This window comes from Streptococcus agalactiae ATCC 13813 (assembly GCF_000186445.1).
GTDB classification, from domain to species: domain Bacteria; phylum Bacillota; class Bacilli; order Lactobacillales; family Streptococcaceae; genus Streptococcus; species Streptococcus agalactiae.
Genome location: NZ_GL636070.1, coordinates 1,357,786 through 1,373,604, shown reverse-complemented (window position 1 = coordinate 1,373,604; position 15,819 = coordinate 1,357,786). Strand labels below are relative to the sequence as shown.

The 15,819-nt window shown below is 34.6% G+C and carries 14 protein-coding genes; 10 read left to right on the top strand and 4 right to left on the bottom strand.

What is annotated here, in order from left to right:
* Window positions 1-357: 357 nt before the first annotated feature.
* From licT to HMPREF9171_RS106765, 3 genes are read left to right on the top strand one after another with little or no spacing between them, the layout of a single operon-like run.
* Window positions 358-1,209, top strand: coding sequence for a BglG family transcription antiterminator LicT (gene licT / locus HMPREF9171_RS106755; protein ID WP_000584608.1), 852 nt, complete (start codon window positions 358-360; stop codon window positions 1,207-1,209).
* Window positions 1,202-3,070 carry a PTS beta-glucoside transporter subunit IIBCA gene (locus tag HMPREF9171_RS106760; protein ID WP_000170533.1) on the top strand — a complete coding sequence of 623 codons (1,869 nt, stop codon included), beginning with the start codon at window positions 1,202-1,204 and terminating at the stop codon, window positions 3,068-3,070. The genes licT and HMPREF9171_RS106760 overlap by 8 nt, the downstream gene beginning before the upstream one ends.
* Window positions 3,071-3,086: 16 nt before the next feature.
* Window positions 3,087-4,514 carry a glycoside hydrolase family 1 protein gene (locus HMPREF9171_RS106765; RefSeq protein WP_000215677.1) on the top strand — a complete coding sequence of 476 codons (1,428 nt, stop codon included), beginning with the start codon at window positions 3,087-3,089 and terminating at the stop codon, window positions 4,512-4,514.
* Window positions 4,515-4,581: 67 nt separating this feature from the next.
* On the opposite strand, the gene HMPREF9171_RS106770 is transcribed toward HMPREF9171_RS106765, so the two are convergent.
* Entirely contained in the window at window positions 4,582-5,676 is a 1,095-nt protein-coding gene (locus HMPREF9171_RS106770) for a CdaR family transcriptional regulator (RefSeq protein WP_000776696.1), read from the bottom strand.
* A gap of 166 nt (window positions 5,677-5,842) precedes the next feature.
* On the opposite strand from HMPREF9171_RS106770, the gene HMPREF9171_RS106775 reads away from it, so the two are divergent.
* From HMPREF9171_RS106775 to HMPREF9171_RS106785, 3 genes are all read left to right on the top strand, one after another.
* Window positions 5,843-6,985: a glycerate kinase family protein gene (locus HMPREF9171_RS106775; protein ID WP_000869900.1), complete on the top strand. Its 1,143-nt coding sequence runs from the start codon at window positions 5,843-5,845 to the stop codon at window positions 6,983-6,985.
* Window positions 6,986-7,009: 24 nt separating this feature from the next.
* On the top strand, window positions 7,010-8,266 hold the full coding sequence (locus tag HMPREF9171_RS106780) for a GntP family permease (protein ID WP_000388411.1): 1,257 nt from the start codon (window positions 7,010-7,012) through the stop codon (window positions 8,264-8,266).
* A 100-nt stretch (window positions 8,267-8,366) separates the two neighbouring features.
* On the top strand, window positions 8,367-9,431 hold the full coding sequence (locus HMPREF9171_RS106785) for a serine hydrolase (RefSeq protein WP_000814868.1): 1,065 nt from the start codon (window positions 8,367-8,369) through the stop codon (window positions 9,429-9,431).
* A 54-nt stretch (window positions 9,432-9,485) separates the two neighbouring features.
* On the opposite strand, the gene HMPREF9171_RS1000000113500 is transcribed toward HMPREF9171_RS106785, so the two are convergent.
* Window positions 9,486-9,926 (bottom strand): MarR family winged helix-turn-helix transcriptional regulator, encoded by a 441-nt coding sequence (locus HMPREF9171_RS1000000113500; protein ID WP_032459120.1) that lies wholly within the window; start codon window positions 9,924-9,926, stop codon window positions 9,486-9,488.
* Between the two features lie 86 nt (window positions 9,927-10,012).
* On the bottom strand, window positions 10,013-11,041 hold the full coding sequence (gene queA / locus HMPREF9171_RS106790) for a tRNA preQ1(34) S-adenosylmethionine ribosyltransferase-isomerase QueA (RefSeq protein WP_001095264.1): 1,029 nt from the start codon (window positions 11,039-11,041) through the stop codon (window positions 10,013-10,015).
* Between the two features lie 153 nt (window positions 11,042-11,194).
* On the opposite strand from queA, the gene HMPREF9171_RS106795 reads away from it, so the two are divergent.
* Both HMPREF9171_RS106795 and nagB read left to right on the top strand, forming a co-directional pair.
* Complete coding sequence (locus tag HMPREF9171_RS106795) at window positions 11,195-11,875, top strand: VIT1/CCC1 transporter family protein (RefSeq protein ID WP_000656582.1); 681 nt, start codon at window positions 11,195-11,197, stop codon at window positions 11,873-11,875.
* Window positions 11,876-12,025: 150 nt separating this feature from the next.
* Window positions 12,026-12,736, top strand: coding sequence for a glucosamine-6-phosphate deaminase (gene nagB, locus HMPREF9171_RS106800; protein WP_001263958.1), 711 nt, complete (start codon window positions 12,026-12,028; stop codon window positions 12,734-12,736).
* Window positions 12,737-12,798: 62 nt separating this feature from the next.
* Here nagB and HMPREF9171_RS106805 read toward each other — a convergent pair whose 3' ends face one another.
* Window positions 12,799-13,755 carry a glutathione S-transferase family protein gene (locus HMPREF9171_RS106805; protein ID WP_000523780.1) on the bottom strand — a complete coding sequence of 319 codons (957 nt, stop codon included), beginning with the start codon at window positions 13,753-13,755 and terminating at the stop codon, window positions 12,799-12,801.
* A gap of 95 nt (window positions 13,756-13,850) precedes the next feature.
* Here HMPREF9171_RS106805 and HMPREF9171_RS106810 point away from each other — a divergent pair, with 95 nt between their 5' ends.
* Window positions 13,851-14,570 (top strand): 16S rRNA pseudouridine(516) synthase, encoded by a 720-nt coding sequence (locus tag HMPREF9171_RS106810; RefSeq protein ID WP_001234954.1) that lies wholly within the window; start codon window positions 13,851-13,853, stop codon window positions 14,568-14,570.
* Between the two features lie 72 nt (window positions 14,571-14,642).
* A complete protein-coding gene (locus tag HMPREF9171_RS106815) occupies window positions 14,643-15,794 on the top strand; it encodes an MFS transporter (RefSeq protein ID WP_001086205.1) in 1,152 nt (383 codons plus the stop codon).
* Window positions 15,795-15,819 lie beyond the last annotated feature (25 nt).

Genomic DNA, 15,819 nt, shown 5'->3' with positions numbered 1-15,819 from the left:
CTGACTAAGTACTTAAAATAAAAAACGAGTCGAGTAGGCTCGTTTTTTTTATTATTCTAAAAGTTGATAATGTTTTTTAAAAGTCTAGAAGTCCAAACTCAGATAAAACTAGAACAGTCCTATTATCTTCAACTAAGCGAATAAGTTTATTGAAAGCGCTTGACAAGATTAGTAAGAAATGATAAAATTAAAACGTTTTCAGGTGTTATTATTTAAGGTAAGCAAGCTGATAACAGATAAAATTGCATAATAAAGGATGTTATCACATTTTGTGAGCAGGGACCTATTCAACGACGACTTTTTGTTGTGTCTTGGATGGGTCATTTTTTATTGTGCGAGTGAAGGACTAGGACTTTAATGATTATAAAACGCGTATTAAATCATAATGCAGTCATATCAGTAACACATCAAGGATTAGATGTGTTACTGATGGGGAAAGGAATTGCATTTAAGAAAAGAATAGGTGATAGGATTAATAGCGATGCTATTGAGAAGTCATTTGTTTTAAAAAATAGTGATAACATGAACCGTTTTACGGAGTTATTTATTACTGTTCCAGAAGAAGTAGTTGCATGTTCAGAACGAATTATCAACCTAGGTAAAATCAAATTGGGTAAGAACTTAGATGAAATTCTTTATATCAATTTGACAGATCATATTCATTCGGCTATTGAAAGACATGAACAAGGAATGGTTATCCAAAATCCACTAAGGTTGGAAATCCAGCGTTACTATCCTGATGAATACTCCATTGGGATGAAGGCTCTGGAACTTATAAAGGATGAATTGGGTATTTGTTTAACAATTGATGAGTCAGCTTTTATTGCTATGCACTTTGTAAATGCTGGATTGGATAATCCGTTTAATGAAGCGCATAAAATCACTGAGATTGTATCTTACATTGAACAGAAAGTAAAAATAGATTTTCGAACAGAACTAGATGAAAGTTCAATTGATTATTATCGTTTCATGACACATACCAAATTATTTGCTCAACGTGTTTTATCAGGAATGAAATACGAAGATGATGATGCTGATTTACTTTTGGTAGTTAAGAAAAAATATCCGAGAGAATATAAATGTGTTAAAGAGATCGGCAACAATATGGCTATCCAATACCAATATCAACTTAATTCAAGTGAACTCCTATATCTGACGGTGCATGTTAAACGATTAGTTAAAAATTTAAAGGAGATATCAGATGACTAAATACCAAGAGACTGCTAAAGCTATTTTAGCAGCAGTAGGGGGAGAAAAAAATATTCAACACGTAACCCACTGTGTGACACGATTACGATTAGTTTTAGACAATGATGAAATTGTCAACGATCAGGTTATTAAAAATATTCCGAATGTTATCGGTGTTATGCGTAAAAATGATCAATACCAAATTATTTTGGGAAATGATGTCAATAATTATTATAATGCTTTTTTGGCCTTAGGTCATTTTGAAAATACTACCAGAGAATTTTCATCACAAAAAAAGAGTTCAATATTTGAGAAATTAATTGAAACGATTGCAGGAGTCATTACGCCGCTTATACCTGCTCTTCTAGGAGGAGGTATGCTCAAGGTTATAGGTATTTTGCTCCCTATGCTCGGTATAGCAAGCTCTAGTTCTCAAACAGTAGCTTTTATCAATTTTTTTGGTGATGCCGCTTATTATTTTATGCCAATAATGATTGCTTATTCAGCAGCGTCACGATTTAAAGTTACACCTGTATTAGCTGCTACAGTAGGAGGGATTCTCTTACACCCTGCTTTTGTGACAATGGTAGCTGAAGGAAAACCATTATCTTTATTTGGAGCTCCGGTTACACTGGCTAGTTATGGTTCTTCTGTTATTCCAATCTTAATTATGGTTTTTCTTATGCAATATATTGAGAGATGGATTAATAAAATTGTTCCTAGTGTAATGAAGAGTTTTTTACAACCGACTTTGATTATTCTCATTTCTGGCTTTTTAGCTTTAGTGGTCGTGGGGCCACTGGGGGTAATTATTGGTAAAGGATTGTCTAGTGCAATGCTTTCGATTTACCATGTGGCACCATGGTTAGCTTTAGCTATTCTTGGTGCTATTATGCCATTGGTTGTTATGACAGGAATGCACTGGGCATTTGCTCCAATCTTTTTAGCTGCTTCTGTTGCGACACCAGATGTTTTGATTTTACCAGCAATGTTAGCTTCTAATTTAGCTCAAGGTGCGGCTTCTCTTGCTGTTGCAGTTAAGGCTAAACAAAAACAAACACGTCAGGTGGCCTTTGCAGCAGGTTTATCAGCACTACTAGCTGGTATCACAGAACCTGCACTTTATGGTGTCACACTGAAGTTCAAGAAGCCTTTATACGCTGCAATGATATCAGGTGGTTTAGTAGGAGCTTATATTGGATTAGTTAATATTGCTTCCTATACATTTGTAGTACCATCTATTATTGGTTTGCCACAATACATCAATCCACAGGGGGGCAATAATTTCAGTAATGCTGTTATTGCAGCAATAGCTACTATTATTTTGACTTTCATTATTACATGGTTCTTGGGAATTGATGAAGGAGAAAACGAAAAAAGTAGTATTAATGCTCAAGAGCACACACATATTAGAAGTGGTTTATCAAAAAAAGAGACATTGTATTCACCTATGGTAGGCAATGTATTACCTTTATCTAAAGTACCCGATGAAACATTTTCATCTAAATTACTAGGTGAAGGTTTAGCAATCACTCCTAGTGTGGGTGAAGTTTATGCACCATTTGATGGTGAAATTATAAGTTTATTTCCTACAAAACATGCCATTGCCTTAAAGGATGATAAGGGAGTCGAAGTGTTAATCCATATTGGAATAGATACTGTAGAACTAAATGGAGAAGGTTTTGAACAATTGGTCAAAATTGGCGATTTTGTTAAACGAGGACAGTTACTTTTGCGAATGGATATTGATTTTATTAGTTCAAAGGGGTATTCTCTTATTAGTCCGGTTGTAGTTACAAATTCAATTGACCAACTTGAAATTATCGTTAAAGACGAAGAGACAATGGTTACAAATGAAGATGATTTACTTGTAATTCTTTAAAAGGAAGGATGATAATATGACGGTTTTTCCTAAACATTTTCTATGGGGAGGTGCAGTTGCTGCCAATCAGGTAGAGGGTGCATTTAGAACAGATGGCAAAGGTTTATCTGTACAAGATGTACTTCCAAATGGTGGTTTAGGCGATTTCACCGCCAAACCTACTCCAGACAATTTGAAGCTAGAAGCAATTGATTTTTATCATAACTATAAAAATGATATAAAACTGTTTGCAGAGATGGGCTTTAAAGTTTTTAGAACCTCTATTGCCTGGTCTCGAATTTTTCCAAATGGGGATGATAGTGCTCCAAACGAAGCTGGCTTACAATTTTATGATAATTTATTTGATGAGTTGCTTAAATATAATATCGAGCCCTTGGTTACCTTATCTCATTATGAAACACCGCTTCATCTTGCAAAAACTTATAATGGTTGGGCTGATAGACGTTTGATAGCATTTTTTGAGAAATTTGCTCAAACAGTCATGGAGCGTTATAAAGATAAGGTGAAATATTGGTTGACTTTTAATGAAGTGAATTCTATTTTACATATGCCTTTCACCAGTGGTGCTATTATGACCGACAAATCACAACTAAGTCCTCAGGAGCTTTATCAAGCTATTCATCATGAATTAGTAGCATCGGCTAGAGTGACAAAATTAGGGCGTTCTATCAATCCTAATTTTAAAATTGGCTGTATGATTCTGGCTATGCCAGCTTATCCTATGACATCTGATCCAAGAGATGTCCTGGCTGCAAGACAATTTGAACAACATAATCTGCTATTTTCAGATATACATGTCAGAGGTAAATATCCCACTTATATTCAGTCCTATTTCAAAAATAATGGTATTAAAATTAAATTTGAAGAAGGAGATGAGGAAGTATTGGCACAAAATACAGTAGATTTCCTATCGTTTAGTTACTATATGAGCGTGACACAAGCTTATGACTTTGAAAATTATCAAAGTGGTCAGGGAAATATCCTTGGAGGCCTGACTAATCCTCATTTAACAACTTCAGAATGGGGATGGCAAATCGATCCCATCGGGCTACGCCTAGTCTTAAATCAGTATTATGAACGTTATCAGATTCCGTTGTTTATTGTAGAAAATGGATTGGGAGCAAAAGATCAATTGATAGAAACACTAGACGGTGATTATACTGTCGAAGATGATTATCGTATTGATTATATGAATCAACATTTAGTTCAAGTTGCTAAAGCTATTGAAGATGGTGTTGAAATAATGGGATATACATCTTGGGGGTGTATTGATTGTGTATCCATGTCTACAGCTCAACTAAGTAAACGTTATGGTCTAATATATGTTGATCGAAATGATGATGGAACAGGGAGTCTACAACGTTACAAGAAGAAGTCATTTGGTTGGTACCAAAAAGTGATTAGGACAAATGGTCAATCATTGTTTGAACATCATAACAGATAACATGTTAAACAACTAGTCTCTGTTTCAATTATAATAAAAAGGAGTATCCATAGGTTACTCCTTTTTATTATAATTTATGAAGGTTAATATCTTCTGATTTAAGTGCTAGATACAATAAAGTTGCATCCTTAAAATTTCTTGGGTTGAGCTGCGTTGACTCATAAATCTTATTTAACCTATATTGAACAGTATTTTTATGGATAAAAAGTTCCTGACTACATTCTTTTAATGATAGATTATGCTTAAAATATGAGTTAAGCAAGATCTTATCATTTTCAGATAAGTTTACAAGCGCTTTATTTAGCACATATTGTTTAATATTAGAATCAATACTTGTTAATAACAGTTCAAGATCAAGGTCGTCGACGAGGTTGACCTTCTGTTGACCTTTTAAAGCTTTCAGGGCTAAGATAGACGTTTCATATGATCTTTTTAAAAGTGATAAAGATGATTTTTGTCCGATACCAACTTTATAGAGGCCCTTTTCGCATTCAAACTTTGATAGGATATTTGGATAATAATAGTCAAACATCTGGTCAGAAAGTAAAAGCCAGTATTGATTGGGATAATTAAAGGTATAAATAGCAGTGTCAAGTTTATCAAAAAAGTTCAAGAGTGACATTTCAGATTGACTTAAGAGTAATTTTTGTTTTTGACTATTGATTTCAAAAGTGAGTAGACGATAGTCAGTTTTCTCTGATAGGTGGTATTGGTTTAAAAATTGATTGAGGTAATAGTAGTCTAACTCTCTGCCTTCAACAAGATGATGTAAGACAATAGAAGCTTCGTTTTTTCGCCCGAAATCCAGATAATCTAATTCATGCTCTTTTAAGATGAGTCGAGTCATTTTTTGAGCAAGTAAAGCATATTTTCCTACTTGGTTGGGGTTTCCACTAATCCCAATAGTAGCTAATAATTCACAATTATAATAGAAAGGAATATTGATCCCTGCTTGTGTCCCAAAATAAGATTCTTGATCTGTTACTTCAATCATTTGTCCTGTCTGTGCTACTTTTAAACCAATTTCATGGAATTCTCCAACACGTTTTGGATTGGTACTAGCGAAAATGATTCCTTTGGTATTAATAAAATTAATATCTTGTTGACAAACATCTTTGATAGAGGTAACGATTTGTTGTGCGAGTTGTTTTCTTAATTTCATTCAGCTTACCTTTTGTTATATATAACAAATATCATATCATAAAAACGCTAACATTTGTTCTATAGTCTATATTTTTTGTTATTTGATTTTGTTACTATAATTGAGTGATATAAACTAGTGAAAAAAATAACAAGGATTCACAAAATATTTTCAAGGAGGTTTTCAAATGAAGGTAGTAGTAGCTATTGATTCTTTGAAAGGGAGTCTTTCTTCTTTAGAAGCTGGAAATGCTATAAAGGAGTCAATTAATGAAGTAATCCCAGGGGCGGATGTGGAAGTACATCCATTAGCAGATGGGGGAGAAGGAACTGTTGAAGCTTTGACGCTAGGTATGGGGGGTACGATCGAAACAATCCCTGTTAAGGGGCCTATTGGAGAAAAAGTACATGCGAGTTATGGTATTATTTCACAGCGTCAGTTAGCTATTATTGAAATGGCTGCAGCTGCTGGTATTACCCTAATTGCTACTGAAGAGAGAAATCCTCTCCATACAACCACTTATGGAGTTGGAGAAATGATAAAGGATGCTATAAGTAAAGGCTGTAGGCACTTTATTATTGGTATTGGAGGTAGTGCTACTAATGATGGTGGGGCAGGTATGCTACAAGCTTTGGGATATGCATTATTAGATAAAGATAATCAAGAAATCAGTTTGGGAGCACAAGGATTGGCAGATTTAAAATCTATCTCTACTGATAAGGTTATTGAGGAATTAAAAGAATGCGATTTTAAAATTGCATGTGATGTAACAAATCCTTTATGTGGTGCTCAAGGGTGTAGTTCGATTTTTGGACCGCAAAAAGGTGCTGATGAAGATATGATTACAAAAATGGATACTTGGTTAAGTAATTATGCTACTTTAGCTACTTCAGTTAGTGAAAAAGCAGATGCAACTATTGAAGGAACAGGTGCAGCGGGTGGGCTTGGATTTGCCTTTTTAGCCTTTACAAATGCTACCTTAGAACCAGGTATTGATATTATTCTATCAGAAATTAACATAGGAAAAGCGATTTCTGAAGCTGATTTAGTAGTTACTGGTGAAGGTCGTCTGGATGGGCAAACGGTGATGGGAAAAGCTCCAATTGGCGTAGCAAAATTAGCTAAAAAATATGGTAAGAAAGTAGTGGCATTCTCTGGAACTGTCACCGAAGATGCTATACTTTGTAATCAACATGGTATTGATGCTTTTTTTCCAATCGTACGACGCCTTATCAGTTTAGATGAGGCTATGTCTAAAGAGGTAGCTTATAAAAATATGAAAGAAACTGCTACTCAAGTCTTTAGATTAATCAATTTGTATAATCATTAATATTGAAAGGAATTCTGATAAGTTATGGAAGCTACATTTACAACAACAGGGGCTTTAATAGGATTAGCGCTTGCTATTTTACTGATTATCAAAAAAGTTCATCCTGCCTATAGTCTCATTCTTGGAGCATTAGTTGGAGGTTTGATTGGTGGCGGTGATTTAGTTACAATTGTCAATACTATGGTATTAGGTGCGCAAGGGATGATGTCATCCATATTACGCATTTTAACATCAGGGATTTTAGCGGGTGCTTTAATTAAAACCGGATCAGCTGAAAAAATTGCAGAAAGTATCATTAAAAAATTAGGACAACAGCGAGCCATCACAGCTTTAGCCATCGCAACAATGATTATTTGTGCAGTAGGTGTCTTTATTGATATTGCAGTTATTACAGTTGCCCCGATTGCATTAGCAATAGGTAAAAAAGCTAATCTTTCTAAATCTAGCATACTGTTAGCAATGATTGGTGGTGGTAAGGCTGGGAATATTATTTCACCCAATCCTAATACAATTGCTGCTTCAGAAGCATTTAAGGTTGATTTAACAAGCTTAATGGTACAAAATATTATTCCTGCAATTGCAGCTTTAGTAGTTACGATTATATTAGCAAAGATTGTTTCCAAGAAAAATAACGATATTTCTTATGATAGTGAGGAGCAAGTGGGCTCTGATCTGCCAGCATTCTTACCGGCTATTTCTGGTCCACTTGTGGTTATCTGCTTATTAGCTCTTCGTCCTTTATTTGGAATCACTATTGATCCCTTGATTGCACTGCCGTTGGGTGGTCTAATTAGTATTTTAGCAACAGGTTACCTAAAAGAAACGGTACCGTTTGTTGAATACGGTTTATCAAAAGTTGTTGGCGTTTCAATTCTTTTGATTGGAACAGGTACACTCTCAGGTATTATTAAAGCATCTAATCTACAATTTGATATGATTCATCTCCTTGAATTTTTAAATATGCCGACCTTCATCCTTGCCCCACTCTCAGGTATTTTTATGGGAGCAGCAACAGCATCAACGACTTCTGGAACAACTATCGCTTCACAAACGTTTGCTGAAACCTTGATTAAATCGGGGGTACCGGCGGTTTCGGGTGCAGCTATGATTCACGCAGGTGCGACTGTTCTGGATTCGCTACCTCATGGATCCTTCTTCCATGCGACAGGCGGAGCTGTCAATATGGCTATAAAAGATCGTATGAAACTAATTAGCTATGAAGCTTTGATTGGATTAACTAGCACAATAGTTGCTGTCGTTTACTATTGTTTCTTTGGGTAAAATTTGGATGAATACGTGATGTTTATTATCACTGTTTGAATAGAATTCTCATTGATTTTTTCTAATTTTCTTACTATAATAAATTAGTAGGAGAGGTGTTGTGAAACAAACAAAGAAAGAATTTATTTTAGGATTAACCATTATTATTACCCTTACTTTATTAATCATGTTGATTTTTTTAGTAATGTTTAATAAGTCCAGCAACTCTAAGTTGAAGCAGACAAAAGATAGAAGAGTATTATCTACTTCAACCACAAGGACATCCAGTATCTCACATGATCAAAAAATTGTAGAAAAGTCTCTTGAAAAAAAGAAAATGGTCATGGAACAGGATATGGAATTGATGAATGCCTATAGGCTCTATTATGATTATGCCCATTTGTCCTTGAAAGAGGTTGTTCTGGCCTATATGTCTGAATATGGCATTGAAAAAAATAGTGTTGCTTTTTCTTATAAAAATTTAAAAACAGGACAAAGGGACTCTATGAATGATACTCAGGCTATGACAGCAGGGAGCACCTATAAGTTACCTCTTAACATGTTGGTAGTAGATGCAGTGGTCAAGGGCAAGTTGTCCATGGAAGAACGCTTTGATATTACCGAGACTGACTATGAATATATTGGTGAACATAATAATTATGTTGCTGCTTTCTCGGGGGCAATGTCTATTGATGATATGCAAAAATACTCTTTAGTTTATTCAGAAAATACACCCGCCTATGCTTTAGCTGAGCGTATTGGTGGCATGGATAGTGCTTATTCAAAGTTTGGTCGTTATGGCCAATCTAAAGGAGACATCAAAAATATACAAAAAAACGGTAATAAAGTGACAACAGATTACTATATTCAAGTGCTAGATTATCTCTGGAAACATCGTAAAAAGTATGATAGTTTAATTACTTATTTAGAAGAAGCTTTTCCAACAGATTATTATCGTGCTTTGATACCATCTGATGTTGTTGTTGCTCAAAAGCCAGGGTATGTCCGTGAGGCGTTGAATGTTGGAGCAATTGTCAAAGAAGAAGTGCCTTATATTGTTGCTATTTATACTGCAGGTTTAGGTGGCTCTACTCAGGAAGATTCAGAAATTAATGGAGTGGGACTATATCAGCTAGAACAATTATGTTTTGTTATTAATCAATGGCATCGTGTTAATATGAATTAGAAATAAATCTATCAAAATAATAAAAACCTCTTAGATTAACTATCTAAGAGGTTTTTATAAATGTGATTTTATAACTTGATTAAGTGAAGAAAGGGCAGAAACAGTTTTTTGATAAGATTCAGGACTAATTTCTGAGAAAAAATACCCGCACGATTGCACCGCATTGACAACGGCATCTTGTGACTCAATACCTTTGTTACTTAGGTGAATAATGAGTTGCCTTTTATCATCTCTTGGTTTTACTCGTACAATCCACCCACGATTTTCCATACGCTTTAAAACTGGAGTTAGGGTATTCGAATTAAGAGATAGTGCATAACTAAGTTCCTCCTTCATATGCCGATGATCCTCTTCCCAAAGGACTAACAAGATAACGTATTGGAGATAAGTCAATTGAAATTCATCCAAAGCTTTTTGGTAAAATTTATTGAAAAGTCGATGTGTTTCACTAACCGTAAAACATAATCGCTCGTCTAAAATACTTCGATTACTCATTATCATATTGTAGCATTTTGGAGGCGTTGTAGTATGTCAATCGTGTTAAAAAACGATAAAACTTTTTCCTAATTGAAAGCCTATTCTTACTTAACAAACATAGCATCACCAAAGCTGAAGAAACGATATCGTTCTTCAACTGCATGGTTGTAAGCTTCTAGTACAAAATCACGTCCAGCAAATGCTGATACTAACATGACAAGAGTAGACTTTGGTAAGTGAAAGTTGGTTGAAAAAGCGTCTACAACCTTGAACTGATAACCAGGCTTGATAAAAATATTTGTCCACCCTGAGTCGGCTTTTAATTCACCATTGAATTTAGAACCAATTGTCTCTAATGTGCGAATAGAAGTTGTACCAACAGCTATAATACGTCCACCAGATTCTTTAACTGCATTGAGAGTATCAGCAGCTTCTTTAGATAATTGGTAAAACTCAGAATGCATTTCGTGTTCATCAAGATTATCAACTGAAACAGGACGGAAAGTTCCAAGTCCAACGTGAAGCGTCAAATAGACAAGCTTCACACCTTTTGTTTCAATTTTTTCCAAAAGTTCTTTTGTAAAATGAAGACCGGCTGTTGGTGCAGCAGCAGAACCATTTTCTTTTGCATACACAGTCTGATAGCGGTCACGATCTTCTAGTTTTTCATGAATATATGGCGGAAGTGGCATTTCGCCCAAACTTTCAAGGACTTCTAGAAAAATACCATCATATGAGAATTCTACAATACGCCCACCATGTTCTAATTCCTTTGTGACTGTTGCTATTAACCGACCATCACCAAATGAAACTTTGGTCCCTACGCGTAAGCGTTTAGCGGGTTTAGCAAGCACTTCCCATTGATCGCCTTCTGTATTTTTGAGAAGTAATAACTCTACATGGCCATGTGTATCTGGCTTTTCACCATAAAGGCGAGCGGGCAGAACACGTGTGTTATTCATTACTAAAGCGTCACCAGGCTTGAGTTCATCTAAGATATGATCGAAATGGCTATCTGCCATCGTCTTATTCTTATGATCAATGACTAATAATTTAGAAGCGTCTCTTTTTTCAAGTGGTGTTTGGGCAATGAGTTCTTCTGGTAAATAAAAATCAAAATCGTTTGTATTCATGATTTCTCCTATCTATAAGTAAGCTTTTCTATTATATCACGTTCGGTAAAAATGACCCAATTAATCTTTTTATTTAGAATGATTATAAAAAAATAATTGTAATCATTCTAAATAAGTGATATAATAATTGTCAGAAAGTGAGAAGTGGAGAAGATGAAAGAAGCAAAAAATTTTTCCCAACAATTGAATATTTTAAGAGCTGGTGTTCTTGGTGCTAATGATGGTATCATCTCTGTAGCTGGTGTTGTTATTGGTGTTGCGAGTGCAACTCATAACCTTTGGATTATTTTTTTATCAGCAGCTTCCGCGATTTTAGCTGGTGCATTTTCTATGGCTGGTGGGGAGTATGTTAGTGTTTCTACTCAAAAAGATACTGAACAAGCAGCAGTTGCGCGTGAAGAGAAACTACTAGAAAATAATCCAGAACTTGCCAAAAAATCCTTAGTTGATATCTACTTAGCAAAAGGAGAAAGTCACGAACATGCTCAATGGCTAGTTGACAAGGCTTTTTCAAAGAATGCTATTGAGCATTTAGTTGAAGAAAAATATGGTATTGAGTTCGGTGAATATACAAGCCCCTGGCATGCTGCTATATCTAGTTTTATAGCTTTCGCCATCGGATCAATTTTTCCAACTATAACTATTCTGTTATTGCCATTTTCGGTACGAATTGTAGGAACGGTAATAATTGTTATTGTTTCACTATTATCAACTGGTTATGTAAGTGCTAAGTTAGGTCAAGCTCCTACAGTACCTGCCATGCGTCGAAATGTGATGATTGGTTGTTTGACAATGTTGGCAACCTATGTCATTGGACAATTATTTTCAATATAAAATATTAATCGTGGAGTTATTGTCTAAACTAGAATGGACAGTAATTCTTTTTAGTTTTATAACGAAATTAAGAAGTTTTTATTGACAAAAATTGGTATATACCATATAATATAATCATAAAGGTCTATACCAAATAAAAGGAGAGTAAACATGAGAGTTATTACAGTTAAGAACGACATTGAGGGGGGGAAAATTGCATTTACTCTTTTAGAAGAGAAAATGAAAGCTGGTGCTCAAACTTTAGGATTGGCAACAGGAAGTAGCCCAATCACCTTTTACGAAGAGATTGTAAAAAGTAATCTTGATTTTTCAAATATGGTTTCTATTAACCTTGATGAATATGTTGGAATTGCCGCAAGTAATGATCAAAGTTACTCTTATTTTATGCATAAACATCTTTTTGATGCTAAACCTTTCAAGGAAAATAACCTTCCAAACGGCTTGGCTAAAGATTTGAAAGAAGAAATAAAACGATACGATGCTGTCATAAATGCTAATCCAATTGATTTTCAAATCCTTGGAATTGGTCGTAACGGTCATATTGGTTTTAATGAACCAGGTACACCTTTTGATATTACAACACATGTGGTTGATTTAGCTCCAAGTACAATTGAAGCTAATAGTCGTTTCTTTAATAGTATTGATGATGTACCAAAGCAAGCCTTATCAATGGGTATAGGCTCTATTATGAAATCAAAAACAATCGTATTAGTGGCGTATGGTATTGAAAAAGCAGAAGCGATTGCAAGTATGATTAAAGGACCTATCACAGAAAATATGCCAGCAAGTATCCTCCAAAAACATGATGATGTTGTGATTATTGTGGATGAAGCAGCGGCATCAAAGTTGGAAAGTAAATAATAAAAAAGTAAGGATGAATCTCAATGAGAAAAAATTCATTCTTACTTTTTTATTATGCTTTATTAAATTGTCCAGTCTAAGTTAGGTCCAGCTGGAATAATACCGGTAGGGTTAATGGTTTTATGGCTACCGTAATAGTGTTTTTTGATATGATCAAAATTAACCGTCTCAGCAATTCCAGGTAGGTTGTAAATACGTTTTGTATAATGCCATAAATGTGGGTAATCATGTAGCGCTTTTAAATTACATTTAAAATGACCATAATAAACGGTGTCAAAGCGAACTAAAGTTGTGAAAAGGCGAATATCAGCTTCGGTAAATTGTTCTCCAACAAGATAATGGTTATCAGATAAGTGTTTTTCTAACTGATCTAAAGCTGTGAATAAGGTTTCAACTTCCTTTTGATAAACGTTCTGAGAAGTAGCAAAACCAGCTTTATAGACACCATTATTTATTTTTGGATAAATAAAATTATTCATTTCGTCAATTTGTCCTTGCAAGGAATCGGGAAAGTAATCGTCAGTATTTCCAGTAATATGATTAAATGCAGTATTTAACATACGCATAATTTCAGATGATTCATTGTTAACGATTGTATGGCATTTTTTATCCCAAAGAACAGGGACTGTCACGCGTCCTGTATAATCACTTTGACTTGCTTGATAGATTTGGTAAAGGTATTGACTTTGGTTAATCATATCAGGAATAACGCCTTTATATTCTTGAAAAGTCCAACCATTCTCCAACATTAAAGGGTTAACAATGGAGATAGAGATATGAGATTCTAGATTTTTAAGCTTTCTCATGATTAATACACGTGATGCCCAAGGGCAGGCTAGTGAAACGTAGAGATGATATCGTCCAGATTCTGCTTTAAAACCTGCATCCCCACTAGGCCCTGCTGAACCATCTTTAGTAACCCAATGACGGAATTGTGTAACGGTTCGGACGAATTTACCACCAGTTGATGCAGTATCATACCATTGATCAACCCATTTGCCATCTACTAAAAGTCCCATGATAATCTCCTTTGTTTTTCTATTACTAATTAGTAGTATAAAGATTTTAAAAGGAATTAGCAAATGTTTAACTTACAGTATGGTAAACTAAGGGTATGCGTTTAGATAAATTATTAGGTCAGGCAGGATTTGGGTCTAGAAATCATGTTAAGAAATTAATTCGTTCTAGGCAAGTTTCTGTAGATGGTCAAATTGTTACAAAGGATAATGTTATTGTAGATAGTAGTCTACAATCGATTTTTGTAGGAAAAGAGAGAGTCTGCCTAAAAGAAAGTTCTTATTACCTCCTTTATAAGCCATCAGGAGTTGTTTCAGCAGTTAGAGATTCAGAACATAAAACAGTCATAGACTTAATTAGCGAAAAAGATAAGGTGGAGGGATTGTATCCGATTGGTCGTCTAGATCGTGATACGGAAGGGCTTTTAATAATCACGAATAATGGACCACTGGGTTACCGAATGTTACATCCAAAACACCACGTTGCAAAAACATATTATGTTGAAGTAAATGGTTTCTTGGAAAGAGATGCTATTACCTTTTTTGAAGAAGGAGTTGTATTTGACGATGGAACAAAGTGTAAACCAGCTGAATTAACGATTGATACGGCTAATAATGACAAAAGTACCGCAAGAATAACTATCACAGAAGGGAAATTTCACCAAGTAAAAAAGATGTTTCTTGCATATGGCGTTAAAGTTATATACTTGAGGCGTATTTCTTTTGGTGACTTGAGGCTTGATATGAATTTGAAACCAGGTCAGTATCGTAGATTGAGAGATTCAGAGGCAGCTATCTTAAAAAGGTATTTAGATTAGTGAAACGACTCGCTTGACCTTGCTTAGTATTCTTCATATACTTATAAGTGATTATTTTAAAGGAGAAAACCATTGAATTCAAAACTTTCATTGAAATTGACTCTTTTATCGATTTCTATCTTTTTGATGTCTCACTTAGCAATTGCTCCTGCAATTCCTAAATTGTATGCCTTTTACCATACTCAAAACCCTCATATTGGACTAGCTTCAGTAGAGAGTTTAGTTACTATTCCAGCTATGATGATTACTATTTTTGTTATTTTGAGTAATTTTGTAGTCACAAAACTTGGCAAAAAAAACACGGTCTTACTTGGTTTATGTTTAATCTTAATGTCTGGTTTTATCTCATTTTTTACAAGTAATTTTTCACTTGCGATGGCTAGTCGACTACTTTTGGGTATTGGTATTGGTCTCTATAATTCGCTATCAATTAGTATCATAACGGATTTATATGAGGCTGATGAGAGAGCCAGTATGATTGGTCTTAGAACAGCATCACTTAATATCGGTAAAGCCTTAACTACATTTATTGTTGGATTGGTTTTAGCTATTGGTGTGAATTATATTTATTTGGTTTACCTTCTGGTTATTCCTGTTTTCTTTTTCTTTTGGAAAAATGTTCCAGAGGTTGAAAATCAAACACATACCCTTAAAGCTAGTACAACATTTGATACTAAAGCGGCTTTGTTGATGCTTATCACGTTCTTAGTAGGTATTGCTTATATAGGAGCAACTGTCAAAATTCCAACCTTACTAGTGACAAAATATCACTACGCGACGAGCTTCTCTAGTAATATGTTAACTCTCCTTGCTTTTAGTGGTATTTTAGTTGGATCTCTATTTGGAAAATTAGTTAAAGTATTCCAAGAGAAGACGCTATTAATTATGATTCTAGCTATGGGAATAGGTAATGTGCTATTTGCTTTAGCTAATAATCAGATCATTTTTATCGTAGCTAGTATTTTAATAGGAGCTAGTTTTGTTGGCACCATGTCTTCTGTATTCTTTTATATTTCAAAAAACTATGCAAAAGAACATAATAACTTTATCACAAGCCTTGCCTTAACAGCTGGTAATATAGGAGTTATTTTGACACCGCTTATTTTAACGAAACTTCCAAGCCAGCTACATCTGGAACCTTTTATGATACCATTTTTAATAACAAGTGGGCTGATGGTGATTAATGTCTTTGTTTACCTAGTTTTAATGTCAAAAAATAAATAAAAAGTTATCCGAAAGGATAACTTTT